Here is a 24,931-nt window from a genome sequence, read left to right as displayed (position 1 = left end):
GATTCAGTAATGAATTATTTTGCTAAGTGAAATGTATAGGCAAAGGCCAATAAGATCAAAAGGATCGCCAGATAGAGTAATTTATACTGCTCGTAGGCAGTGACACGATAGGATCCAATTTTAACACGGTTTTTGCTGTTTCTCATAATTAATTCAGGTCAAGCTCAATTCGCTGTTCACTAATATAGCTTTTTAATGTTGTATTACCAAAAGCATGTAGTGTGTTTTGAAAATCTTCCCGGTAATCGAATTGAAAGTCCTCATGAAGTTTATCATATTTACCGACAGCATGTTTAATACGGCCCGTGATATATTTATGCAATTTATGGGCTGCCGATTGATAAGATGAATCAAATAGTCGTTCATAGTCGCCTATAACCCGTTGTAGGATATAAAAACGGAATTCAGCTTCACTGGTTTTGTCTTTGGTGACTTTCTCATGCTCGTTCACCAGACCGCTTGCCTGTTTGACCAGCTTGCTCAGCCCGATAAAATTGCTGTGATGCGGTGTATTGCCAATCTGACTTGTTCCGATGTCAAATAATTGAGCTAATTGCTTCCGCAATTTATCAATACGTTCCTCCAGATCATACTCGTTCTCTAACAATTGAAAATGCAATTGTTTCATCAGCATTTTGTCCTTACTGATCAGACGGACAAGTAATTTGTCTTTTTCTTTTTGTGGCAGCTCAAGGACAGCTTTCTTTAACTCGGCATCTTGATGTAGAGACATAATGTTTACGTAAAATGATCTTATTATTAGCGATGAAAGAGCAAAGATGAAAGACGCCTGATTGTTCAGCTAATAGTCTGTTATCCTTGCTCCTTTATCCCTATTTTATCAGCGACCTAAATAGGTGAATGGAAAGTATCATTCCGACCCTACAACATAGATCCGCTGGTTGATTGTTAATATAATATTCTAAATTTGATCGTATTGTCAATTTGCTTCAATTGTTTCAATAGATCTTTATCATATTCGCCCTGAATATCAGTTACTGCATAGCCAATATCACTCCTGGTCATTAAGAACTGAGCAACGATATTGATGTTGTTTTGTGCATAGACCTTATTGATTTGGGCCATGATACCCGGTACGTTTTTATGGATATGCAGCAATCTTGTCACCTGTTTAACTTTTGGTAATACCAGGTTCGGGAAATTGCGGCTGAGATAAGTGTCACCATTGTTGATAAATTCGGCCATACGACGTGGAATAAATTCCGAATTTTTCTTTTTACTTTTCTTATCATCAAATACGACAATTCCCTTGGCATTGCAGATATCTTTATTGATATGTCCCTTGATGTCGCCCAGATAACCGATTGTTTTTAATTTATCTGCCTGTTGAAGCTGTTCATCAGTAATGTCGATATTGTCGCCTAGCAAAAGCATGCCAACATCTTTTACATATTTTTCCTCAAAAGTCTCTTTCGTACGGATCGAGAAACCATCTCTTTTCAGAATATGGGCAGCAATCTCCGGAACATCACCGACAATGAGACAAAGAATACGGTTTTTAGGGTAAGAGATCGCACGTGGCAGATCATTTACATATAGGAATTCATCAAAGCTAGGCGTGATGAAATCCGCTTTTTCAGTGACACTTTTACGTTGGATGTTCTCCGTAAAGGCAAAAAACTTTTCGATTAAACCCGACTCTTTCAATTGAAAATCCGAATAACCGTCACCGATACCAAAAAGTCGGCCTTCGATATTCAGTTGTTTTAAGAGCTGTACTTTTCCGCCTTCAGTGGATAGGGGGTTTTCCTCATCAAAGCCGATGATATTGCCTTCCGCATCGAATCTAAATGTGTTTGCGTAGATATTTTCGGTTTTGATATGATAAGGTGTTACCACAGGAGTGATAAACTCCTTAAATCCACCGGAAACAATCCAGGCCGTATCCGAATGTTTTTTGAAAAATTCACGATTACGTGAGAAAGACGTTGAAACTTTTTTCTTGAGATGAGATACCAGTTTATCCAAGTGGCTTTTGTTCGCGTTTAGCAATTTCACACGACCGGCCAAGGCTTCACGGAAAGAGAGTTTTCCCTCCATGGCAAGATTGGTGTATCGTTCAATTTCATTGTAGATAGATTCGCGGTCAGGATGATTTTCAAGTGAGATCCGGGCGAGCTCATCGAGCGCTTCTACTTGGGTAAATGTACTATCAAAATCAATGATGTAATAGTTTTTCATCTTAATTATTTGTTGTTTAGTGGTGATGAAGCTATCATGAGGGGTACTTATTACTATCGAACTGAGAATTGGTTAATCCTGATTGTTTCATCTTTATTATTTGAAACAATCATAAACGCACAGGCTTGATTTTGAATCGGATAGTTTGGTAAGCTCATGATGGGTTCAGGGTTCGGTTGATTAATATTTTATAAAGTTTTTACTGTTTGCTGTACAAATTTGCGATTTCTTTTAATGTCTGTTCCAATGGGCGGTAACTGTGGTTCAAGAGTGACTGTACCTTCGCATTGGAGTACTGTAATTTGGCACTCGATGCTGCTGCCGTTTCTTTGGTCAGCGAAGAGTCCGATTTCTTGAAGACAGCGAGCATGCTGGAAACAGTGGATGCGATCTGAAGAAGAGTCTCGGAGACCTCAATCGTAGGTTCGGGCTTGTTCATCAGGACGCTGGCCACACTGAGCAGATCTTTATTGGGAATGTTGAGGTGATTGATAATATAGCGTTCAGCGGTAATCTCGCCCTTTTCCATCAATTGGATCATAATTGATGCGACATCTTCCACATCGACGATGCCGACACTCCCTTTCGGATAAAACCTCAATCCCTTATTGATCATGGAGAATATAGCTCCAGATCCTTTGTCTTTGGCTGCCGCCCCCAATATCACCGAAGGGTTTACGATAACAGCATTCAGCCCTTCCGTAATACCGCGCCAAACCTCCATTTCCGCCTGATATTTAGACAGCGAATAGTTGGAGGTTGTGGGGCTATGCTCCCAATGGTCTTTTTCAGATACCGGTAAGTTGTCTTTGTTGGTGCCCAATGCGGCGATCGAACTAACATGAAGTAGACGGATGTTTTTCTCCAGGCAAAGGTTGACAATATTTGCTGTTCCTTCTACATTGACCTTAAAGAGTGATTTAGCATCTTTCTTCTGATAGGAGACCAATGCCGCGCAGTGATACACTTTCGTTACGCCTTCCAGCGCGTCTTCCAGTTCAAAATAATCGTTGATGTCTGCATCAACCCACTGAATCAACGAAGAAGATAACAGGCTGGTTGGAATAATAGATTGAGCTCTCTTGGTCGCAATGACGTCAATTCCTTGATCTATCAGTTGTTTGATCAATGTAGATCCTAAAAAACCTGTTCCTCCTGTTATTAATATCACTTGATAAAGATACTGTTAAAAATAATGTTTTCAAAAGTTAGTTAATAAATGGATATTTGTGTGAGTTGCATCCCGAAAAAATAAGATGTTTTAAACAAATTATAGCTTATGTCATCATTGTCCGTATTCTTTAGCCCGATTTCAATTGCAAGTATCTCTCCAGAGCATGGTTTCTTAAATTCCCAATTAGGGAATGTGATTCAGGCTTATGAAACAGATTTTCCTACTTGGGAGGAAAATGAACAACCTCAATTGGCTATTATCGGTGTACAGGAGGATCGGGCATCGGTCAATAACAACGGAACGGATAAAGCTCCGGATGCGGTACGCAAACATCTTTATACCTTGTATCAAGGAGATTATAAGATGAATATTGTCGATCTGGGGAATATAAAAGCTGGTAATACCATTCAGGATACCTACGTGGCCTTGAAATCTGTGGTAGAAGAATTAGTAAAGACGAATGTTCTCCCGATTATTATCGGTGGTGGACAGGATCTGACCTATGCACAATACCTAGGCTACCAGAATTTGGAACGGAAGATCGAATTGGCTATTGTGGATTCGCGTTTCGACCTCAATCAGGAGGAAGCTGAAAATGTCAGCCTCAATTCTCGATCTTATGTCAATCACATTATTTTGCATCAGCCCGATTATCTGTTTAACCTGAATTCCATTGCTTATCAGACCTATCTTGTCAGCAAAGAGTCCATCAATATGTACGACAAATTGTTTTTCAATGCAACCCGAGTAGGGATGATCGCAGGTAAAATGGATCAGTCTGAACCACTTATCCGGGCTGCTGACCTGATCAGTTTCGATATTGGCGCTATACGGGCTTCAGAGGCACCGGGCAATGCCAATGCGATTCCAAATGGCTTGTACGGAGACGAAGCTTGTCAGCTTGCGCGTTATGCAGGTATGTCGGACAAATGTACTTCTATTGGTTTCTACGAATTGAACCCTACATTTGATCCCATGGAACAGACCGCAATGTTGGTTTCTCAAATGATCTGGTGTTTTATCGACGGTTATTATAATCGCAAGCAGGATACACCTTTATACCCCAAATCGTCCTATATCATCTACCGTACCACACTTGAAAATGAAGAACATGAATTGGTTTTTGTGAAAAGCAAAAAATCAGACCGTTGGTGGATACAAGTGCCTTATTTTGGGTCAAAATCTGTCAACGAAAGGTACTACCTTGTGCCATGCCGTTATGAAGATTACCAAATGGCTGTATCTGGGGAAATGCCCGATCTATGGTGGAAAACCCATCAGAAATTGCAGTAAATCAGGATAAAGCAATATCTTGCTTGTACCTTAATGCCCTGTCTAAATTAAAGGGATATTGGATTGATGATAGCATTACCCAATTGCAGCGGCATAAATTCATCAGTCAGTAGTAGTATGATCAGTCAATAAAGACTATTGTATACTACTGTTGATACGCAAACTTAACATTAATCAAATTTGATAGCAGATGTTCTGTCACGACAGGTAAGAAGCTGCTATTCTCGTAAAATATAAATCATGGAAATATTTTTCTTTGCAGGAATTGTCTTGTTGTTGGTCATTTTGATCATATTGGTGTTGAAAAGAAATAGCGCTCCTACTGTGGATGTGGGCCAGAATAAAGAAGTAGAGGCATTGAAAATAGAACTGGCCCGTTCACAACAACGAGAGCAAAGTTTGCTGGAAGAACGTTTAATGCTAAGAGATGAATTGGACAAAGAACGTGAGAGTGTATTGGTTGCTGAGCGTTCGCTGGAAAGCACGCGTTCATTCTATGAGGCTCAAATGGATAAATTTCAGGAGCAAAAAAATGAAATTGCCGAAATAAAAAGACAGTTTAACAATGAATTTCAGGTTATCGCCAATAAAATATTGGAAGAGAAAACGCAGAAATTTACCGAAACAAACCACCGCTCACTCGGACTGATCCTAGATCCGCTCAAGGAGAAAATCAAGCTGTTTGAAGAGAAGGTAGATAAAAATTATAATCAGGAAGCGGCGGAACGAAATTCCCTGAAAGGCGTCGTGTTGCAGTTGGTCGAACAAAGTCTCAAGATTAAAGATGAAGCCAATAGCCTTACCAAGGCATTAAAAGGAGATACGAAAAAGCAGGGTAATTGGGGTGAAGTGATTTTGGAAAGAGTCTTGGAACGTTCGGGATTGATGAAAGACCGTGAGTTTAGGTTACAGGTTTCCTTAATGGATGCTGATGGGCGGAGAATGCAGCCCGATGCGATTATAGACCTTCCCGAAGATAAACATCTTATTGTCGATTCTAAGGTCTCCTTGATCGCTTATGAGCGTTGGGTAAATGCGGAGACTGATGAAGACCGAGCGATTTTTGCAAAACAACATGTACAGTCTGTCGAAAATCACGTGAAGGAGCTCTCCGCCAAAAACTATCATGAGTTGTATGGGATAGAATCGCCCGAATTTGTCTTATTGTTTATGCCGATCGAATCTGCATTGAGTATGTCTGTCGCAGAAAAACCAGACCTATTCAGCGATGCTTGGGATCGCAAGGTCGTTATCGTTAGCCCTTCGACACTGTTGGCGACATTGCGTACCATCGCTAGTATCTGGAAGCAAGAGCGTCAGACACGCAATGTGATTGAAATCGCCAAAGAAGCAGGAAGTTTGTACGATAAATTTGTGAGCTTCCTGACGGATATGGAGCAGGTTCAAAATCAGCTGGAACGCGCGTTGAAAAGCCATGAGGATGCGACCAAAAAACTGTCGACAGGGGCCGGAAATGTCATCGGGAAAGTGGAGAAGCTGAAACGATTGGGAGCAAAAGCAAATAAACAGATCGACGCTAAATTTCTGGACGAAGACGAATAATGAGGGCCAGGACTTAGTAAATACGACGACTTTCCGGTTAGTAACCTGATATATTTTAAGATATGAAAGTGTGGATTGTCCTGTTTAAGGTGGTTGATGAAGTCCGTTTACTCCTAAGTTAAAGCGATTGTTTCGAAAAAGAGAGACGGAGTAGTCAAACCTTCCGGTTCGACAGGTTGTGCAGGCATAAGAACAAAGATTGAAGCGCTGGTCATAAAAGCACTAGGCTTCTTGCAAACAAGCTCTTCAATCCTCAAGCTAAGGCCGTAAGCCGAAGGCTTGCCCCACCAAAGTCTCAATACGCACTACTAACTACTCAATACTAATACCTCCCTACAGCTCTTTCATGCGTTTATTGATCGAAACATCTACATAAGTATCCTTTAAGCGATCAACAGCCTCTTTCTCGACAACGAGATTGGTGTCTGATTCGTAATCATGTAAGGTTCTTAGATTTTGGATTTCATTGTCATAAGGATCACGTCCGGCCAACAGTTTGACAATGACAGGAAGACATTCTAAAAACACAAAGAGTAGCGCGATAAAGAATACCGCATTCGCATTGGATTCATTGACCTTTCCATTGGCATCATAGCGTAGATTACCTAGCGCCGAATTGCGATCAGCAAAACCTGCGACGTTGACAGCACTGTCCAGTGAGGCATTTGACAAAACCTTTTGATCCAGTATTCCTTCAAATTTTTGCTTTTGACGGATAGCATTTTGTTGTGCTGCTATCTTATTCCGTAGCGTGTCCAGATAAGCTTCTTTCTTTTTGAGTTCTTCTTCCTTCATTTTAGCATAAGGACCATAACCCATCACACCCGATGTCTCTGTGGTTTTATTTCCATAGATTTCATAATTCAATTTGGTGCGATCGGTCTTGATACCTGATTCCAGTGAATCACGTTCTACACTTATCGCTTTTAGTTGATTGACCTCGTTGCTGTATTTTTTATTGAAAGTACTGTTCAGGGTATCAATTTTTGCGCGTTGGTCAGCGAGGAAACGTACGCGTAAATTCTCACGGATCTCCTTGTCAAAAATTTTCAGTTCCAAAGGCCGAGAAATAACTAAACCAATTAATATAGCCAACAGAATACGCGGTAGCGCCTGCAAGAGCTGCATCCAGCCACTTTTTGATTTATTGATACTCAGTACGATATAACGGTCCATGTTGAAAATCGCCAGACCCCAAATGATTCCGAATACGATTGCCAAGAACCAGTCCAGTGTTCCCCCACTAAACACAAAATACATCGCATAGCCGCCAGAGAGACTGGCGAACAAACCGGTAAAAAAAATAGTAGCACCTATGGCTGTGTACTTACTATGCTCCTCCGGATACTTTTCAAGAGTTTCTTGATGTGCACCTGCACATCTCCAAAAGAAACGGTTAATAGCGCTCATTTAAATATTTTTACCCAAATTGACAGATTATTTTTAACAAGGTTACGAATAAGTTTTTGTTTTACAATAGGATGACGTTTTTTCAGTCGCTTGCGATGCAAAGAACCGGGACTCCCTTATTTGCCTAATTTTATTATCTTTGGAAAAAAAATCAGGAATAATCAGACGATATGAAGAAAAGACAACTTTTGCCATTTTTAATGATAGTGGCAACTGCGATTGTTGGTTGTGAGGAAAAAAAAATGATGACAGATAATCCTCTTTTGTTGGCCTATGAAACACCCTTTAATGTTCCACCATTTGACAAGATCAAAACCGAACATTTCAGGCCTGCCTTTGAAGAGGCAATAAAAGTACATAATTTGGAAATTGACTCTATAGTCGATAACTCCGATAAAGCGACTTTCCAAAATACGATAGTAGCCCTTGAAAATGCTGGAAGCTTGCTAAATAATGTATCTACTGTATTTCATAACCTCAATAGTGCAAATACTAACGATAGCATTCAGGCGATCGCAAAAGATCTAGCCCCAATATTGTCTAGCCATTCGGATGAAATTTCGATGAACTCCAAATTATTTGATAAAATCAAGGAAGTTTGGAATAGCCGCAATACACTTGGTCTGGACGCCCAAGACGACAAACTCCTAGAAGAGACTTATAAAAGCTTCGTGCGTTCTGGCGCAAATCTAAAAGATGCGGATAAAGAAAAAATGAAAAAGATCAATGCCGAACTTTCGACATTGACAACACAGTTCGGACAGAACCTATTAGCTGAAACCAATGCCTATCAACTGGTGGTTGATTCGGCAAGTCAATTGGAAGGCCTGCCGGAATCATTAAAAACTGCGGCTGCCGAAGAAGCTGTTGCCAAAGGTAAAAAGGATAAATGGGTATTTACCTTACAGAATCCTTCGATCATGCCTTTCCTGCAATATGCCAAAAACCGGGAACTGAGAAAACAGATCTGGGAAGCATATCAAATGCGCGGAAACCACGATAACACAAATGATAACAAAGAAATCATTCAGAAAATCGTCAACCTTCGTCTTCAAAAAGCGAAGCTATTGGGCTATAAATCGCATGCGGCCTATGTCTTGGAGGAATCCATGGCTAAGACACCTGAAAATGTATATGCTTTATTGAATAAGTTATGGACACCGGCTTTGGCGAAAGCAAAAGGCGAAGAGGCGGATATCGCAAAAGAGATTAAAGGCGAAGGTGGTACTTTTGCAGTTGCACCTTACGATTGGAGATATTATACAGAGATTATCCGTAAAAAACGCTTTGCACTGGATGAAGATGAAATCAAACCTTATTTGAGCTTACCAACAGTACGTGAAGGCGCTTTTGCAGTAGCAAACAAACTATATGGTTTGACATTTGTTGCCCTTAACAATGTGCCAACCTATCATAAAGAAGTAGAAGTGTACGAAGTGAAAGACAAAGATGGCTCACATCTGGGACTTTTGTATGCAGACTTCTTTCCACGTGAGTCTAAACGTGGCGGCGCTTGGATGACATCTTACCGCAATCAATCTACAAAAGATGGCAAACGCGTTGCTCCGGTAATTTCTATTGTATGTAATTTCACAAAACCTGTGGGTAAAAACCCTGCATTGCTGACATTTGATGAGGCGACTACGCTATTTCATGAATTTGGACATGCTTTACATGGATTACTTTCCAATGTCAGATACAGATCAATGGCCGGTACTTCCGTACCACGTGACTTTGTCGAATTGCCATCGCAGATCATGGAAAATTGGGCAGCAGATCCAGAGGTATTAAAGACCTATGCAAAACATTTTAAGACCAAAGAGGCCATGCCAGATTCATTGATCCAAAAAATGGAAAAAGCAGGTACTTTTGACCAAGGCTTTGCAACGGTGGAATATCTTTCAGCAGCATTGTTGGATATGGATTACCATGCGGCAACCAAGGAAATTTCGAAAGATGTCAATGGATTTGAAAAAGCAGCCATGAAGAAAATAGGTATTATTGACGCAATTATCCCGCGTTATAGAAGTACTTATTTTCAGCATGTCTTCGCTGGAGGTTATTCAGCTGGATACTATGCTTATATCTGGTCGGAAGTATTGGATTCAGATGCTTTTGCAGCCTTCAAAGAGAAATCTTTGTACGATAAAGCAACAGCGGATTCATTCCGTAAGAATGTTCTCGAAAAAGGAGGAACAGATGATCCGGCAAAAATGTACCGGACCTTTAGAGGTGCAGACCCAGATCCGAAATATTTATTGAAAAAAAGAGGATTGAATTAATCCACTACAAAACAAAAAAAGGAGATATATAAAAATATATCTCCTTTTTTTGTTTTCATACTTGTTATTCTAAAAACAATGCTTACATTTGAATATTATTTATAATGAGTCTAAATAAATGTATATAGTATGTGTGATACCAAGATTCTAAGTCAACGCGGAGATACCCACATTAGTGTTTGCCACAAGTGCAGAACATATTATATCTGGCAGCAAAATTTTGTACTGACATTTACACAGAATAAGTTTTTCGATTTTCTGAACATCATTAAGAGTAATGGCGACGAACTTTTCTTCAGTTCATTCCCGGATGGTGAATTTCGCTTGATTATGAAGACGCCCTATCCTGATATTGTTTTCTCGTTTGACGAAGAGCAATGGCAAAACTTTAGGGATGCCTTACAAGAATCGTATTACATGAATGAATTTTATGGCATGTTAAACAATTAAGATAAAAAGTCCTGTTGCTTCGCTTGTGTTTCATCTCTCTTTCCTTATGCGTTGCCAACAGGCACAAACAAAACCCTCAGTGATATCCGTATGAACATACAGATAGCTACTGAGGGTTCTTCTTTATCTCGTGATGCGGTTATTCGCCTATCGCATAATATTTAAAATCGAGATCTTCAAGCTGTTTTCGATTCAATAGTTTCCGGCCATCAAATACAAAGGCAGGTTTCTTCATCTGATCTTTGATCTTCTTCCAGTCATAGCTTTTGAATTCATCCCATTCTGTTAATATGGCAACAGCGTGTGCGTCGTCGCAGGCTTCATAAGGCGTATTGACAACTTTGACCAAGAGCCTATTTTCTTCCGATGAACGCGTGTTCAGATAATCCAAGTCAGCGTAAATACGTTCCGCAGATACTTTTGGATCGTACACCGTAATTTCTGCCTGCTCATTTAATAGATAATCGGCAACGTAGATCGCTGCGGATTCACGGGTATCATTGGTATCTTTTTTAAATGCCCAGCCCAAAAAGGCAATCTTTTTTCCCGATACGGTATTGTACAATGTCTGGATGATATTGTCAGCAAAACGTTGCTTTTGATAATCATTCATTAAAATAACCTGATCCCAGTATTCAGCGACTTCCGTAAGCCCATAACTGCGTGCGATATAGACGAGGTTGAGGATGTCTTTCTGAAAACATGACCCGCCGAAGCCAACCGATGCCTTTAAAAATTTAGCGCCTATACGTGTATCCATACCAATAGCTTTGGACACCTCATCAACATTGGCTCCCGTTTTCTCACAAAGAGCAGAGATCGAATTAATAGAAGAGACCCGTTGCGCCAGAAAAGCGTTGGCGGTCAATTTAGAAAGCTCGGAAGACCATAGATTTGTCGTCAAGATTTTGCTTTGATCTACCCAATGTGCATAGATATCTACTAATGCTGCAATTGCTTCTTCATTTTCACCGCCGATAAGTACACGGTCCGGATTGATCAAATCCTGTATTGCCGTTCCTTCGGCGAGGAATTCCGGATTGGATAAAATATGAAAATTCACACCGTTGCCGGTATTATCAAGGATACTTTTCAATGCCGCTGCTGTACGTACCGGAAGAGTGGATTTTTCGACAACAATCTTATCGTCTTTGGCGACTGCCGCGATCTGACGAGCACAAAGCTCAATATATTTTAAATCCGCAGCCATCCCCTTTCCTTTTCCGTAATTCTTGGTTGGGGTATTGACCGAGATAAAAATCATATCGGCCTCATCAATAGCCTTGTTGATATCGGTTGAGAAAAACAAATTGCGTCCCCTCGCTTCAGCAACGATTTCTTGGAGCCCTGGTTCATAAACAGGAAGGTTTTCCAGGTTTTCATCATTCCAGGCTGCAATACGCTCGGCATTCATATCAACAATGGTGATCTCAATATGAGGACATTGTTTCGCAACAACCGACATGGTCGGACCGCCCACGTAACCAGCTCCTATACAGCATATTTTCTTGATAGTTTTACTCATTTTGATTATCTTAATCAGCTATAAATTGAACAACAAATGTAAAGAATTCGAAATTGTTTTTTGTCGATAAAAGTCAATATTTCATTTCGAAAGTATAAAAATAGGACGTTATTGTAGCATAGTGGTTCCATCGAAGCCTTTGTCTGGCTCAATCTAAAGGTATAAGAACTAACGTGGGCGGATTAGCTGGGGTTAAATCTCTTTTTGAGCAGTTTGTTTAGACAACAAAGGGGCTGTATAAATAATTGGATCGGGACTAAAATCTATCAGATTTATACTAATTTTACATTAAAAATAGGAGCACGATTTTGATAAAGCAAGAAGTTATTGACAAAGTACTGGAAACGGCACGCATAGAGGAAGTGGTGGGAGACTTCGTTGATTTAAAGAAGCGTGGTACTTCGTTGATCGGAAACTGTCCATTTCACCACGAAAAAACACCTTCATTCCACGTTTCTGTCTCAAAAGGTATCTACAAATGTTTTGGCTGTGGTGTTGGGGGGGATTCCCTCAAATTTGTGATGGAACTGGAAAAGTTCTCCTATCCCGAAGCGATTCGTTACCTGGCTGATAAATATTCCATTGAGATTGAAGAAGTTGAGCGGTCTCCAGCACAGCTTGCTGCGCAGGATAAAAGAGAAAGTCTGTATGTCTTGAGTGCCTGGGCAGGTAAATTTTTCGTAGAACAGCTCTGGAAAAGTGAAATGGGGCAAGTCATCGGACTCAACTATTTCAAAGAGCGGGGATACCGTGAAGATATCATCAAGAAATTCGAACTGGGTTATTCGCCCGAAGAGTGGACGGCACTGGTGGATAAGGCGCAGGAAGCGGGCTTCCATCCGGATTACCTGGCTGCAAGTGGACTGGCTATTGAACGTGACGATAAATCGCTCTACGATCGCTTTAGGGGGCGTGTCATGTTCCCGATCCATAATTTAACCGGACGTATTATCGGGTTTGGTGGACGTACGCTAAAAACGGATAAGAAGGTCGCCAAATATGTGAACTCGCCCGAAAGTGAGATCTATCATAAGTCAGATGTACTCTATGGGTTGAATTTTGCCAAAAAGGCAATCATGGAAGAGGACAACTGCTATCTCGTCGAGGGCTATGCGGACGTTCTATCTGTACATCAGGCCGGTGTTGAAAATGTGGTTTCTTCCTCGGGAACTTCCCTGACCACAGGTCAGATTAAATTGATTTCCAGATTTACCAAAAATGTAACCATACTCTATGATGGGGATGAAGCCGGTATAAAAGCCTCATTACGTGGTACCGATATGTTGCTGGAGGAAGGGTTAAATGTAAAGGTATTGCTCTTCCCGGATGGGAATGATCCCGATTCCTATGTGCAAACCTATGGAGCCACAGCCTTTAAGGACTACGTGAAATCTCATCAGCAGGATTTTATTTTCTATAAGACCAATATTTTACTTCGCGATGCCAACAACGATCCGATCAAAAGGGCCGAAGTAATACGGGATGTTGTTGAGAGTATTGCTTTGATTCCCGATGAGATTAAAGTTTCTGTTTTTATTCGGGAATGTAGCAGTTTATTGGATATTGAGGAACGTATTTTGCTTGCTGAGCTCAACAAGATAAGGCTGAATAAGGCAAAAAAGGCTGATAAGGATGCCTCTCGCAAGGCTCAAAATACCCCTGCAAATACGGGGATGCCACCTTTTGGAATGGATGGCCCACCGCCTGATTTCTTTATGACAGATGATGAGCGTGGAGGCCTGCCAGCGATGGAAGCAACAGAGCAACCGACACAGCTGACCGCTGAGATCCTGCAGGAGCGTGAGATCGTCCGTATCCTGATCAACTACGGCGATTACCTGGCGACCTGGGAAGGGGATGGCGATATTCCAGTTGCAGGTGTCTTGCTGGGTAATATCAGCGATATCGAATTTAAAGATAAGGGTGCTGCATTTATTCTGAAAGCTTATCGGGATGCTGCTGAAAATTATGAAATCCCCGATGCAAAATTGTTTTATTCCCATGCGGATGCTGCAGTTTCCGAACTGGCGATCAATTGCGTGGCGACGAAATATTCACTCAGTGAAAACTGGAATGACGACAAACGCAAGATCTATGTAACTCAGGAGTATGAGCATCTCAAACAATTGGTTGTAGAGGCTATCTATCGGATAAAAAAGCAGAAGATAGGCGCGGAAATGCATCATATTCGTGAGGAAATGAAGCAAGAACAGGATGTTGCTAATCTGGAAGTGCTTATCTTTAAGTATCAAAAACTCAAAGAAGCGGAGCGTCTTCTAGGGGGATTTTTGGGAAATACAATTGTAAAGTGATCCAGATGATATGGCGAAGCATCTTGAAATAGGAATACAGGGCGAACAGTTGGCCATGGAATACCTGATCGAGATGGGCTATAAAATAATGTTAAGAAATTGGCGATTTAAGAATTTAGAAGTAGATTTGATCGTCATGGATGGAGATACCCTGGTATTCGTGGAGGTGAAAACACGGTCGACGACAGATTTTGGTGAGCCTTATGAATTTGTGGATGTGCGCAAGCAACGGCGACTGATTCGGGCGGCGCAAGCCTATATATTAAAATATGCATATAGTGGTGAAGTGAGATTTGATGTGATAGCTGTAACGAATAACACGCATTCAAAACTTACTTATATTAAAGATGCATTTTGGGATAGTTGAGAATAGTATTGCGCTATTCGATCTGAAATGAAATATCTTGGCTGTGTAAGTCATCAGATTACCAAATTTCTGGTTTTGAATCAGACTTTTTGTATTATAAAAATGAAACGATCATGGTTTATTCAAACATACTGTTTTATAAAAATGCGATCGTTTCATCAGCTTTAAAAATAGATTATATAGATGAAAAAAATCACGTATTTTATTGCGATTGCAACACTTGCTTTTGCTTCCTGTAAATCGAAAAAATCTGCTTTGGAATTTGCGTCACCTGGTGCAAACCAAGCCGTTTTAAAGGGCAGTCAAGTGCAATTAAAATTGAAATTTGACGCAATTACCATGGATTCTGTCGCTTACTTTGTGGACGACAAACATGTGGGTTCCTCTACAGATACTGTAGCGATCACTGTAGAGACCAAAGATATGGCCTATGGCACACGCAATATTTCCGCAACAGTCTACAGTGGCGGAAAGTCCGATTCCGTATCCAGCACGTTCTATGTAGTTCCTGCAAGTGCAAAGAACTATGGATTCCAGGTTGTCAACAAATACCCGCATGATACCACAGCATTTACCCAAGGACTTCAGTTTGCCGATGGTGTATTGTATGAGTCAAATGGACGATATGGTGAGTCTAACCTTAGAAAAGTAGACCTGACGACTGGAAAGGTCTTGAAGGAAATCAAATTCGATGAGAAAACTTTCGCTGAAGGGATGACTTTAGTGGGTAATAAATTGTTTATGCTAACCTGGCAGCAAGGTGAGGGATACGTCTTTGATAAAAATTCATTTACAAAAGAGAGCTCATTTAAATACGAAAATAGTAAAGAGGGCTGGGGGATTACCTATGATGGAAAGCGTTTGATCAAGTCAGATGGCTCCAATAAATTGTTTTTCCTGGATGCCGTTACTGGTAAAGAGTTGGGCTCAATTGGTGTATATGATGAGAATGGTCCCGTAGATCAATTGAATGAATTGGAGTATATTGATGGAAAAGTTTACGCGAATGTCTATCAAAAGGATGTTCTCGCAATTATCAATCCAGAGACAGGTGCTGTAGAGAGTAGGATTAATCTGGTCGGAATCTATGAACATACTTCAGCTTATGATAATGAGCTGAATGGAATTGCCTATGATCAGGCCAATAAACGCTTGTTCGTAACTGGTAAGTTGTGGAATACACTGTATGAAATCAAAGCAATAGAAAAATAGCGCGTATTAAGCGAAATGCATAAAAAGAAAAGCGATGTCCCTGGGTATCGCTTTTCTTTTTACTGTGAGTCTAACAGCGCCAATATCATGTAAAGGGTATTGATCGTTCATGCGAGGCGACTTGGTCCAGGATAGACCTCCTGAGAAACACAAACTCGTATAAATTCGTCGCACGCAGGATATTGATGCATGGATCCTTCAAACATTAAAAAGTAGCCGCCACGCTATATCGCAGGGACTACTTTACATCTTGGCCTCTATAACTAATGCGATCAGACAGAAACCAACAAAGACAGATCTTGTCGTAAAACCTGCCTGCTTTCACAAGCGCAAACGACAATGGAAATCAACTTGAAGTTCTTTTTGGCCAATAAACCTAGGGCTGTGAGTTTATTGATACCTTGATGAAAAAACGAGAATCAATAAAACCTTGATGCTCTTATAAGCATCAATAGCCATGAAATCAACTGAAGGTTCTTTCTGACCAATAGAAAACAGACATTTTTAGAAAAAAACAGACACTATAAAAAAGGGATGAAACATATGTTCCATCCCTTTTCTATTGATTTATATTTTGTTATTAATAAACAGGAACAAAGCTCCAGTTATCATCAAAACGAGTTGTACCATTTAGGCCTGTAGCAACATAACCAGTTGATCCGATTGTGTAAGCAACAGCATCTTGTCTTGCACCACCACCAAGGGCTGTATTGTCACTTGTCCAATAGTCGCCGCTGATATTATATTTCACAACTGAACTTATTGCAGTCCCTTTTAATCCACCAGCTAAGAAACCACTATTGCCGATAACGAAAGCAGCAGCATTAGAACGAGTCATATCATAACTATATGTGCCATCGTTTCTGTTTAGATCTGCTAATTGTGTCCATTTGCTACCATCAAATTTGTAAAAATCTGCGGGGTAACCACCATTGGAAACTCCGCCGCCAACATATGCGGCATTACCCGATACAAATACAAAAGCACCTTTTCTCTTAGCTGTAAATGGAGCATCAGGAATGGCTTCCCATTTATTTAAATCTGGGTCATATTTGAAAAACTGATTGGTAAAGGAAGTACCATTTGCAATCGTTGTCTCTCCTGTACCCACATAGGCTTTTCCTCCGATAGTAAATGCTACAGCATTTGCTAATACGATAGGTAAATCAGCAACTTTAGTCCATTGTTTTCCTTTTTCTGCTGAAGGGTCAAATTTATAGAAATCTTTCAAGAAGTTTGCGCCATCATTACCGCCACCTACATAACCAAAATCTCCGATAGCAAAAGCAATTGCACCACGACGACCACTGCTTTCTGCGTTATTATCCGCTAATGGATCTTTTTCGCTCCACGTGTTGGATGCTGGATCATAAGCATAGGTGTTTTTTAGATTAACAGGCTTGCTACCTGCATTGTTTGATTGACCTGTAGTTACATAAGCGATGTTTTTTATTACAAAACTTGCTGCAGAGGAAGTTTGTGGACCTTTGTAAGCTGCTTTTTGAAACCACTCAGTAGATTTATCTTCAGTGTTGTCGTTGCTTTTTTTACAAGAAGAGAATGATGTAACTGTAACTACAAAAGCTGACAATACGAGTAGCCAATTTTTCTTGTTCATAAATTATTGAAATTTAGTATAAAGGATGTTTAATTTAATTCTTGGATCATTACCATCTTTTGCCAATATCAACCGATTCGCTGTACTTGATAGCTGTGGAGGTATTGCTACTGAAGTCCCACCTACAGTTCCAACTGGTACTGGCAATGGGGGTAAAGATAGATATAATGAAGTGTTTTTATATGCTGTTGTTTTAATTTTATTTAAATAATCAATCAAATTAAAGGTGTATTTACCATTTGCGTCTCCAATTTTAATCAATCGGGCCACTTGCATCGCGTTTGCAGTCTCTAATGATGCTAAGGCACTAATAGGCGTCCCTTCGCTATTTGCGACCATAAGGACCAAATTACTTGGTTGCTCATAGCCTTCCAGCGGGTTATTTTCTGCTTCAATGACAAGTTCCACCTTATTGATTGAAATTGTTGGATCATTGACCAATGATAATAACGTAGGGAACTCAATTTTCGCTACAACACCACTTGAACCTTCTAAGAATGTATTTCCGTTGGTTTTTTCAACATCAATCTGCGGATTTGATAGCGTCATCGATGCAAACTTTGTCGCCGAACGATCTGTCTCAATTTGGTTATATTGGTATGTTTTGCTGTCAATAGCAAAATACTGCTTGCCTCTTGTCTTGTTTCCCTCATTGTTTTCAAAAGAATAGTGCACCTGTAGGAAAACAGTGTCTTTAAAGCCGATAATCGCTGTATTGTTATTATCTGGAACAAGCGCTAACCCTTTGAAATATTCTTGAAAACTCGTGTTATTTTGAATCTTGTTATCACCATCTTTGATCAATCTGAAAAGTTCATTGCTAATGGTACTATTGAATTTAAAGAACAATGAATCCGTTGCTTTGACACGAGGGTTAAAGGACAGCTCTGCTAATGGTGTGTTTTCATAAGCAAATTTCTTATTGCTGAATATACTGGCTGCAGTCACATAAAATGGTCGTGCAGTCGTTGGCTGTGTCGGATCAATTGGTGTCAGGGTGATATCATCCGTAACACGATGAACAGCGATTTTTTGCATTTTGGTTGTATCACCAGAATAGTATTTGTTCGGACTTAGAACCAAAGACACAGAATCCAATACCGCATCATCTGGAATGGCGGTACTGTTTATTGTACCAATTCCCAAACGCATATAAGAAGTTGACTTGACAGTACCAGTGACAGCATTGCTATTTTTTCCTACCAGAATCGTACCCGTATTTGAAGTTGGAAGAGGATCCAATTGGTAAGTGGAAACTTTCACGGAAACAGTATCAATTGGTACTACGCCAATCGTTTCATCTCTTGAGTTATCCAAAGAAAGTGAAATGTCTTTATTACAACCGACAAAAGCTGCCAACGTAAAAAGTGGAAGTAAAAATTGTATACTACGTCTCTTAAAGTTTTTGATCATATTAATTTTTGAATAGTGCAAAAGTAATCAATGCTTACTGTTAATCAGTGTTATATTTTGTTAAATATGGTTAATTACCACAGCGATTGCAAATCTAGTAATTTAAATTTGTTTTCATTATGGGTAGAAGATTTAAATTGCTGATCAGCTTGATCGTTTTAATAGGCACAGGAATCACCGTTGTGCTGGGGATCTGGCTTTACGGAAGTTATACCAATCGGCGAGATCTTTTTCTTTCCACAGCTGAGCGGTCGCTCTTTAATGCGGTACAGGAGGTATACCAGGCGGAAAATGGTGATCAACGATTGGATGGGCCTGAGACCGAAAGAGATCAACTGCTCAACGATGTGAAAAAAGAACTTCTACCTGCGGTACCGGAGACGGTGCTTGATGAGGCCTTGCAAAGGGTACGTGCCCGCCAGCCACACAAAGAACACGCTTTTCGAGGTGATCCCGATCGAAAAGGTAAAATGTATTCCAAAGATCGTGATCATCAGAATGCTATTATTCCGCCCTTTTTGTTCCGTGATTTTGAAATGAATAAAACGAATCTAGACCAGATCGACAATAAATTCAAAGAATCACTGAGCAATAAAAGCATTTCGGTACCCTATGAGCTGAGTATCGTGACGATTCCACGTGAACAGGTAAAAGACGTGCGTCGCGAATATCGGGAAAAGAACCTGGCCTGGACCAGACCGATGATGGTCAACCCCCTAAAGAATGAATTCCTCGTTGTTAAATTTCAGGAGGATTGGAAATACCTGCTGTATAGCTTGAGCTGGCAGTTACTGATTTCGCTGCTGTTGATAGGTCTTTTGTTAGGAACCTTCTTTTACCTGATGAAAACCATTTTTAAACAAAATAAAATGGCGGAGCTCCGAAAGAACTTTGTTGACAATATGACCCATGAATTGAAAACTCCAGTATCCACCGTAATGGCGGCGATTGAAGCCATACAATTATACGGAGTGCGGGAAGATAAGGTAAAGATGGACCGTTACCTTGATATTTCTAAAAAGGAACTTGAGCACCTCTCCGGCATGATTGAAAAGGTCTTGCAGATGGATATTGACGCCTCTCGGGGAATAGTATTGCAACGATCGGATTTTGATATTATCGCGATGGTGGCAAGTGCGATTGAAGTGGCTCAGCTTAATAAAACAAAAACAGTAGAGGTGGAGCTCTTTGCTGATCCTGGATCGATCCTGATCAAAGGAGATGAGTCCCATCTGAAAAATGTCATCAATAATCTATTGGAGAATGCCATTAAATATGCCGGACCACATGTTAAGATTAAAGTCGAAATAATAGGGGCTAAGGAGCATGTCCAGATCCATATTACGGATAATGGCAAAGGTATTGCAGCCGAATACCATCAGCAGATCTTCGATATGTTTTTTAGGGTACCTTCGGGCAACTTACATGATGTGAAAGGTTTTGGACTGGGGCTTGCTTATGTCAAGCAGGTTGTCAAACGCCATGAGGGCAAGATCAGTGTAGCGAGTGAGCTGGAAAAAGGGAGTACTTTTATGATCAGGTTACCATATTAACCTAAAGAAAGCTATCTTCAACATAACATTAGTATAGAAAAAGCATTATTATTGAACTACAGGAATTATGATTAATATTTTATACGTAGAGGACGAACCGAGTCTGGCGATGATTGTTGCAGATAGTCTGGAGGCTAATGGTTTTCATGTCGTACACTGCAACAATGGGCAGGAGGCCTTGGACTCTTTTAGCATAGCGAAACCGGATATAATGGTCGTAGATGTGATGATGCCTGTCATGGATGGGTTCACCTTGGCGGCAAAAATCCGCGAGATGGACTCCTTGCTTCCCATTATCTTCTTAACAGCGAAAGTGCAGACAGAAGATGTGGTCCGGGGATTTCGTCTCGGGGGAGATGACTATGTCAAAAAACCGTTTAAAATCGAAGAATTGGTCGTACGGATCGAGTCCCTGTTAAAGAATAGCCCCAAAATGCTCTTTGGACAGAAGCTGATGATCGGTGATTATACACTGGACAGTTTAAAGCACCAGCTGATTTATCAGGAGGAAATGCTCAAGTTGTCTTTTCGTGAAAGTGAACTCCTCCGTAAGCTCTACGAACAGAAAGATAAGGTAATCGCTAGAGAAGAGATCATGCGTGCTTATTGGAGCCATGATAAGTACTTTACAGGACGAAGCCTGGATGTATTTATTAGCCGTATACGGAAGTATTTAAGCCAGGACCCAAGGATCAAAATTACCAATATACGCGGGGTCGGCTATATGCTTACAGTGGATTGATGACGGTGTTCCACGTGGAGATTTTTTATTCTTTTCGCATTCGATTAGCCTTCCCGCCCATACCCCGTATATGATAGGTAAAACTCAAGATGGCATATCGGGTAATTGCATTGGATTGGGATACACGTACCCAAAGGTCGTTGACCTGTTGATTGACGTTTTTATTGTCATTAAAAATATCAAAAACCGTTAGGTTGATCTCTGCATTTCTCTTTTTGAACAGCTTCTTGCCGACGGAAACATTCCACAATAAACTCGTTGTACTGGGTGCGTTGAGGATACTTCCGTTATATAAGTAATTGAACGTCGAATTTAGGGTCCAGCTTTGCAATAATGTCAACGCAATGGAATTGCTGATGGTATGTTTATAAACAGAATAATTGGATTTTTCAGTTGCCGAATTTTTTGAATAGGATAAATTTCCATTATAATCCAATCCGATGATCAGTTCCTTACTGAACGCTGTGTTCACGCCAACGCGTTGACTCATACCATATGTTTTTGCATCTACTTTTTCCAGATTCAACAAGGTGTAGTTTTGATTGAAATATAGATTATTATTTAGGTTGATATTGAGCTTTAAGGGTTCTATACGATAACCAAGGCTATTGTGCCACTTTAGGTTGTAGACACCATCAAAATTCTCGGGTTTGATATATTGCCCTCCCGGCCCCAGTACGACATCGTTCTCAATGGTAAATGCTGAATCGGTTGTAAAGATGGTATTTGAAATCTTATCCTGAATAAAATCTGCCGTAAAATCTGATGTAAAGCTTCGACCAGAAGCCTTATTGATAGACCTAAACTGCATAACCAGGTTGTGGTCATATTCCTGTTTTAGGTTTGGGTTGCCCGAAGTAATACGTAGTGGGTTCTGATTATCGATAAAATCCTGTAACTGCTCAATGGCAGGCGTATTCGTTTTGGCATTATAGCGCAATTCAATACGTGTTTCCTTGTTGAAGTTATATTGGAAATTCAAGTTTGGCAGCAGACTGTTGAAATGACTCCTTGTTTTTAATTTGTTTGGAAATAGTTTGTCATTTAACTGATTGGCGGTCTGATAATCCAATCCGATTTGAAATCGTATACTATCTTTTTTATTGAATAAATAGGATACCCCAGCACTATGGTAAACAAAGTCATTGCGAAATTCATTCGAAAGACGGTTTTTCAACTCGCCCAATTGTTCTGTTTCCGCTAGGAATTCATACGTTTTACGGTCAGAATAACGAGCCGTATTTCGGAAGGTGTAATTACCCTGCAAACGGGAATATTTATCCAGCATCTCGGTATAGGCGATTTTTGAGCGAAAGCCATTGTTGTCGCCATTTGAGTAATTACGATTGTTTGTGGTGTCAATTCGACTAAACTCCCCGTTCCTATAATAGGTATTCAAGGCATAGTTTGCAGCATTCCCCTTGTTTGTGCTGAAAGAACCATTAAAATTGACACTAATAGTTCGTCCCGGTTTGTTTAGCCTACGCATATAAGTCAGATCGCCACCCCAGTTGAAATTTTCGCCAAAACTGCTGTTGTTCCTGTTGGATTGGTTGAGCATTTCGCTCAGGTTTAATAAGGTACTGCCCAGCGAGCTGCTATGCCTATTGTTGCTCTGGTAGGAAAAATTGGGTTGTATGTCCAGCTTTTGAATAGAATCTATTTTCCAGTTCGCCCGCAGGGAGAAGGCGTGATTGTTTGTGTAGGTGCTGCCAGATTGCTGTTGATTGTTGATCTGGTTGGCCCTATTGCCTGCCGTATATTCCGTTTTGTTTTGGCTGATGGTATTATTGTCGGTATAGTTGTAGGTATAATTGGCGTTGAAATCCATCCGGTCCGCAAAAAAACGGTCGAGATAGTTGAATCCAGCATTGAATCGTGTTGTGACGCCCTGTCCTGTGCGTCCGCGCGTGTTGCCTCGTGGCGCAAAACCATTGGGCTGATTGACGTTATTGGTATTGATATCTATGGAATATTGGCGCTTTGGGTTCATTTTGGTGACCTGCGTATTGATCGCATACTTCTCATCCGGACCAGCTCCACCACTGATTTTGCCAAAGTAAGATTTTCTTTTATCCGGTTTGGTGACAATATTGATCACTTTTAGGCGTTTTCCATCATCAAATCCACTGAATTTCGCTTGTTCGGTTTTGTCATCAATAAGCTGAACTTTGGCAATGACATCCGCGGGTAAGTTTTTAAGGGCTACTTTTGGATCGGTGCTGAAAAATTCGCGACCATCAATAATAATCTTACTTACGGCTTCCCCCTGCGCCTTTACATTACCATCTTCGTCAATTTCTACACCCGGGATCTGTTTGACCAGTTCGTCGGCATCTGCAAAATCAGGTGTAACATATTTTTTTGCATCAAATTCTAAGGTATCGCCCCGCACCTGTACACTCGTCGGTGAGATGCTGATTTCGTCCAGCACGATCTCCGAGCTGTTGAGCTTAAAGTTTACCTCCACAGTTTTACCAGCTAATTTGATCTTCCGAATATCTGCCGTATAGCCCATTGGCTGTACCGAAATCAGATAATCACCATTGGGAAGTGCGACACTGGTAAACTTGCCCAGGATATCCGTTGGTGTTTGCAGCTTACTGGAGTCTTTTAAGGCAATGATCGTAACACTGGCACCTGAAATAGGTTTTGAACCGTTGCTATCCATGAGCTTCCCCGAGATATACTGCTGGGCAAAAGCATTCATTTTTAACAGCATTAAACTAAGCGAGAGGATAACAGTTGTCCAGGTTTTGATTTTCATTGGTTGATGTTGTCTGCGTGGTTTTAGGCGCGGGTGTTGGTTCTATTTTTTTATTTGTCAAATTTATGCGACTATTTGATACGAATTACTATCATTTTAGTTACAATAATCCTAACTGAATGGAAAGATTAGATATATTTGCAGTAGAATTAGAAATCAACTGAACGGCATAGTATATGAAAGAAAGTGTTTTGAGTAGAAAAGAGCGTATTATGAAAGAAGCATTGCTGCTTTTTTCAGACCAGGGCTATACCAATACGTCTACCAAAACAATAGCGCAGAACGCTGGCGTTTCTGAGGCTTTGATATTCAAACATTTTGGTAACAAAGACGCACTCTTGGTCTATTTGATCAAATCCGGATATCGCAAGGTCCTGACCCATCACCGTGGGATGATGACCTATCGTGAACCCAAAGACTTTTTACGTACCATGATCAACCTTCCCAATAAGTTGGTCAGTGCTGAACCCATATTCTGGAAATTACAGGAGCGCCTGTCCCACCACCCGTTCTCCAAACAACAACATGAGCAGTTCATGAAACCAGTGCAGCCGATTATCCATCGTGCTTTTGAAGAACTGGGCTATGAAAATCCTGAATTGGAAACGCAATTCCTCCTCTTGATCATTGATTCATTTTGGAAAAAGGAAGCTATTGGCGAATTGGAGCATGTTATGGAATTGACGCTGTTTCTGGAGAAAAAGTATAATTTGATTTAGATTATAGTATTGAGTATCTAGTATTTAGATTCTCGTTGTTTAAGCTTACAGCTGATACTTCGTTTGTTTTTACTCTTGGGTATTTTGGGCTTGCTTAAGCTTATTGCAGAGACTTAGCCATAACTGACGTTCATTAGCTAATCAAATCCATCACCAGATTCATCCCGAAATCGGTTCCCGGCAAAATCAACGATAGACAATAGGTACATTCGGCAGTACTTCTCAGGTATTGTATCCTTATATTCCCCTTTGTTGCGCTTGAAATGCGTCTTGTTGCATGTTTTAATAAAATTGTTGCAAAAACAATTTCATATTATCCAAAATAATAA

The 24,931-nt window shown here is 40.4% G+C and carries 19 protein-coding genes; 10 read left to right on the top strand and 9 right to left on the bottom strand.

All coding sequences use genetic code 11. The features are described from left to right. Window positions 1-14 precede the first annotated feature (14 nt). The 4 genes from ABFX33_RS22600 to ABFX33_RS22585 form a co-directional block, all read right to left on the bottom strand. Window positions 15-146, bottom strand: a complete 132-nt coding sequence (locus tag ABFX33_RS22600; protein WP_257096529.1) for a hypothetical protein — start codon at window positions 144-146, stop codon at window positions 15-17. A 2-nt stretch (window positions 147-148) separates the two neighbouring features. Next, entirely contained in the window at window positions 149-733 is a 585-nt protein-coding gene (locus ABFX33_RS22595) for a hypothetical protein (protein ID WP_257096531.1), read from the bottom strand. A 176-nt stretch (window positions 734-909) separates the two neighbouring features. Continuing rightward, entirely contained in the window at window positions 910-2,202 is a 1,293-nt protein-coding gene (locus ABFX33_RS22590; protein ID WP_346088433.1) for an HAD-IB family phosphatase, read from the bottom strand. A gap of 199 nt (window positions 2,203-2,401) precedes the next feature. Then, window positions 2,402-3,373, bottom strand: coding sequence for an NAD-dependent epimerase/dehydratase family protein (locus tag ABFX33_RS22585; protein WP_346088431.1), 972 nt, complete (start codon window positions 3,371-3,373; stop codon window positions 2,402-2,404). Window positions 3,374-3,481: 108 nt separating this feature from the next. Here ABFX33_RS22585 and ABFX33_RS22580 point away from each other — a divergent pair, with 108 nt between their 5' ends. Together ABFX33_RS22580 and ABFX33_RS22575 are read left to right on the top strand one after the other, a co-directional pair. Next, window positions 3,482-4,669: a formimidoylglutamase gene (locus tag ABFX33_RS22580; protein ID WP_257096537.1), complete on the top strand. Its 1,188-nt coding sequence runs from the start codon at window positions 3,482-3,484 to the stop codon at window positions 4,667-4,669. 240 nt (window positions 4,670-4,909) lie between these two features. Further along, window positions 4,910-6,232: a DNA recombination protein RmuC gene (locus tag ABFX33_RS22575; RefSeq protein WP_346088429.1), complete on the top strand. Its 1,323-nt coding sequence runs from the start codon at window positions 4,910-4,912 to the stop codon at window positions 6,230-6,232. A 333-nt stretch (window positions 6,233-6,565) separates the two neighbouring features. On the opposite strand, the gene ABFX33_RS22570 is transcribed toward ABFX33_RS22575, so the two are convergent. Next, window positions 6,566-7,642, bottom strand: coding sequence for a DUF4407 domain-containing protein (locus ABFX33_RS22570; protein ID WP_223581472.1), 1,077 nt, complete (start codon window positions 7,640-7,642; stop codon window positions 6,566-6,568). 170 nt (window positions 7,643-7,812) lie between these two features. Here ABFX33_RS22570 and ABFX33_RS22565 point away from each other — a divergent pair, with 170 nt between their 5' ends. Together ABFX33_RS22565 and ABFX33_RS22560 are read left to right on the top strand one after the other, a co-directional pair. Next, the gene (locus tag ABFX33_RS22565) at window positions 7,813-9,924 is read left to right on the top strand and encodes a M3 family metallopeptidase (protein WP_346088427.1); all 2,112 of its coding nucleotides are present in this window, start codon (window positions 7,813-7,815) and stop codon (window positions 9,922-9,924) included. 129 nt (window positions 9,925-10,053) lie between these two features. Beyond that, the gene (locus ABFX33_RS22560; RefSeq protein ID WP_257096544.1) at window positions 10,054-10,374 is read left to right on the top strand and encodes a hypothetical protein; all 321 of its coding nucleotides are present in this window, start codon (window positions 10,054-10,056) and stop codon (window positions 10,372-10,374) included. 139 nt (window positions 10,375-10,513) lie between these two features. Here the strand turns inward: ABFX33_RS22560 and ABFX33_RS22555 are convergent, their stop codons facing one another. Continuing rightward, on the bottom strand, window positions 10,514-11,899 hold the full coding sequence (locus tag ABFX33_RS22555; protein ID WP_346088425.1) for a nucleotide sugar dehydrogenase: 1,386 nt from the start codon (window positions 11,897-11,899) through the stop codon (window positions 10,514-10,516). A 308-nt stretch (window positions 11,900-12,207) separates the two neighbouring features. Here ABFX33_RS22555 and dnaG point away from each other — a divergent pair, with 308 nt between their 5' ends. From dnaG to ABFX33_RS22540, 3 genes are all read left to right on the top strand, one after another. Continuing rightward, window positions 12,208-14,211 carry a DNA primase gene (gene dnaG, locus ABFX33_RS22550; RefSeq protein ID WP_346088423.1) on the top strand — a complete coding sequence of 668 codons (2,004 nt, stop codon included), beginning with the start codon at window positions 12,208-12,210 and terminating at the stop codon, window positions 14,209-14,211. 10 nt (window positions 14,212-14,221) lie between these two features. After that, window positions 14,222-14,578 carry a YraN family protein gene (locus ABFX33_RS22545; RefSeq protein WP_257096547.1) on the top strand — a complete coding sequence of 119 codons (357 nt, stop codon included), beginning with the start codon at window positions 14,222-14,224 and terminating at the stop codon, window positions 14,576-14,578. A gap of 183 nt (window positions 14,579-14,761) precedes the next feature. After that, the gene (locus tag ABFX33_RS22540) at window positions 14,762-15,790 is read left to right on the top strand and encodes a glutaminyl-peptide cyclotransferase (protein WP_120260380.1); all 1,029 of its coding nucleotides are present in this window, start codon (window positions 14,762-14,764) and stop codon (window positions 15,788-15,790) included. 580 nt (window positions 15,791-16,370) lie between these two features. On the opposite strand, the gene ABFX33_RS22535 is transcribed toward ABFX33_RS22540, so the two are convergent. Together ABFX33_RS22535 and ABFX33_RS22530 are read right to left on the bottom strand one after the other, a co-directional pair. After that, window positions 16,371-17,408, bottom strand: coding sequence for a Kelch repeat-containing protein (locus ABFX33_RS22535; protein ID WP_346088420.1), 1,038 nt, complete (start codon window positions 17,406-17,408; stop codon window positions 16,371-16,373). Between the two features lie 3 nt (window positions 17,409-17,411). Continuing rightward, on the bottom strand, window positions 17,412-18,821 hold the full coding sequence (locus ABFX33_RS22530) for a DUF4270 family protein (protein WP_346088418.1): 1,410 nt from the start codon (window positions 18,819-18,821) through the stop codon (window positions 17,412-17,414). Window positions 18,822-18,940: 119 nt separating this feature from the next. Between ABFX33_RS22530 and ABFX33_RS22525 the strand changes: the two genes are divergently transcribed. Then, window positions 18,941-20,374 (top strand): sensor histidine kinase, encoded by a 1,434-nt coding sequence (locus tag ABFX33_RS22525; RefSeq protein WP_346088416.1) that lies wholly within the window; start codon window positions 18,941-18,943, stop codon window positions 20,372-20,374. 67 nt (window positions 20,375-20,441) lie between these two features. Further along, a complete protein-coding gene (locus ABFX33_RS22520; RefSeq protein WP_346088415.1) occupies window positions 20,442-21,116 on the top strand; it encodes a response regulator transcription factor in 675 nt (224 codons plus the stop codon). Window positions 21,117-21,141: 25 nt separating this feature from the next. Here ABFX33_RS22520 and ABFX33_RS22515 read toward each other — a convergent pair whose 3' ends face one another. After that, on the bottom strand, window positions 21,142-23,883 hold the full coding sequence (locus ABFX33_RS22515) for a TonB-dependent receptor (protein ID WP_346088413.1): 2,742 nt from the start codon (window positions 23,881-23,883) through the stop codon (window positions 21,142-21,144). A 176-nt stretch (window positions 23,884-24,059) separates the two neighbouring features. Here ABFX33_RS22515 and ABFX33_RS22510 point away from each other — a divergent pair, with 176 nt between their 5' ends. After that, window positions 24,060-24,602, top strand: coding sequence for a TetR/AcrR family transcriptional regulator (locus ABFX33_RS22510; protein ID WP_223581494.1), 543 nt, complete (start codon window positions 24,060-24,062; stop codon window positions 24,600-24,602). Window positions 24,603-24,931 lie beyond the last annotated feature (329 nt).

The organism is Sphingobacterium ginsenosidimutans (genome assembly GCF_039536865.1).
Classification (GTDB): Bacteria; Bacteroidota; Bacteroidia; order Sphingobacteriales; family Sphingobacteriaceae; genus Sphingobacterium; species Sphingobacterium detergens.
This window is presented reverse-complemented; position numbering and strand designations above follow the sequence as displayed.

Bases quoted from the DNA above. Each gene is read 5' to 3' on its own strand.
- ABFX33_RS22600 (WP_257096529.1), bottom strand. From the start codon at position 146: ATGAGAAACAGCAAAAACCGTGTTAAAATTGGATCCTATCGTGTCACT.
- ABFX33_RS22595 (WP_257096531.1), bottom strand. From the start codon at position 733: ATGTCTCTACATCAAGATGCCGAGTTAAAGAAAGCTGTCCTTGAGCTG.
- ABFX33_RS22590 (WP_346088433.1), bottom strand. From the start codon at position 2,202: ATGAAAAACTATTACATCATTGATTTTGATAGTACATTTACCCAAGTA.
- ABFX33_RS22580 (WP_257096537.1), top strand. From the start codon at position 3,482: ATGTCATCATTGTCCGTATTCTTTAGCCCGATTTCAATTGCAAGTATC.
- ABFX33_RS22575 (WP_346088429.1), top strand. From the start codon at position 4,910: ATGGAAATATTTTTCTTTGCAGGAATTGTCTTGTTGTTGGTCATTTTG.
- ABFX33_RS22570 (WP_223581472.1), bottom strand. From the start codon at position 7,642: ATGAGCGCTATTAACCGTTTCTTTTGGAGATGTGCAGGTGCACATCAA.
- ABFX33_RS22565 (WP_346088427.1), top strand. From the start codon at position 7,813: ATGAAGAAAAGACAACTTTTGCCATTTTTAATGATAGTGGCAACTGCG.
- ABFX33_RS22560 (WP_257096544.1), top strand. From the start codon at position 10,054: ATGTGTGATACCAAGATTCTAAGTCAACGCGGAGATACCCACATTAGT.
- ABFX33_RS22555 (WP_346088425.1), bottom strand. From the start codon at position 11,899: ATGAGTAAAACTATCAAGAAAATATGCTGTATAGGAGCTGGTTACGTG.
- ABFX33_RS22545 (WP_257096547.1), top strand. From the start codon at position 14,222: ATGGCGAAGCATCTTGAAATAGGAATACAGGGCGAACAGTTGGCCATG.
- ABFX33_RS22540 (WP_120260380.1), top strand. From the start codon at position 14,762: ATGAAAAAAATCACGTATTTTATTGCGATTGCAACACTTGCTTTTGCT.
- ABFX33_RS22535 (WP_346088420.1), bottom strand. From the start codon at position 17,408: ATGAACAAGAAAAATTGGCTACTCGTATTGTCAGCTTTTGTAGTTACA.
- ABFX33_RS22530 (WP_346088418.1), bottom strand. From the start codon at position 18,821: ATGATCAAAAACTTTAAGAGACGTAGTATACAATTTTTACTTCCACTT.
- ABFX33_RS22525 (WP_346088416.1), top strand. From the start codon at position 18,941: ATGGGTAGAAGATTTAAATTGCTGATCAGCTTGATCGTTTTAATAGGC.
- ABFX33_RS22520 (WP_346088415.1), top strand. From the start codon at position 20,442: ATGATTAATATTTTATACGTAGAGGACGAACCGAGTCTGGCGATGATT.
- ABFX33_RS22515 (WP_346088413.1), bottom strand. From the start codon at position 23,883: ATGAAAATCAAAACCTGGACAACTGTTATCCTCTCGCTTAGTTTAATG.
- ABFX33_RS22510 (WP_223581494.1), top strand. From the start codon at position 24,060: ATGAAAGAAAGTGTTTTGAGTAGAAAAGAGCGTATTATGAAAGAAGCA.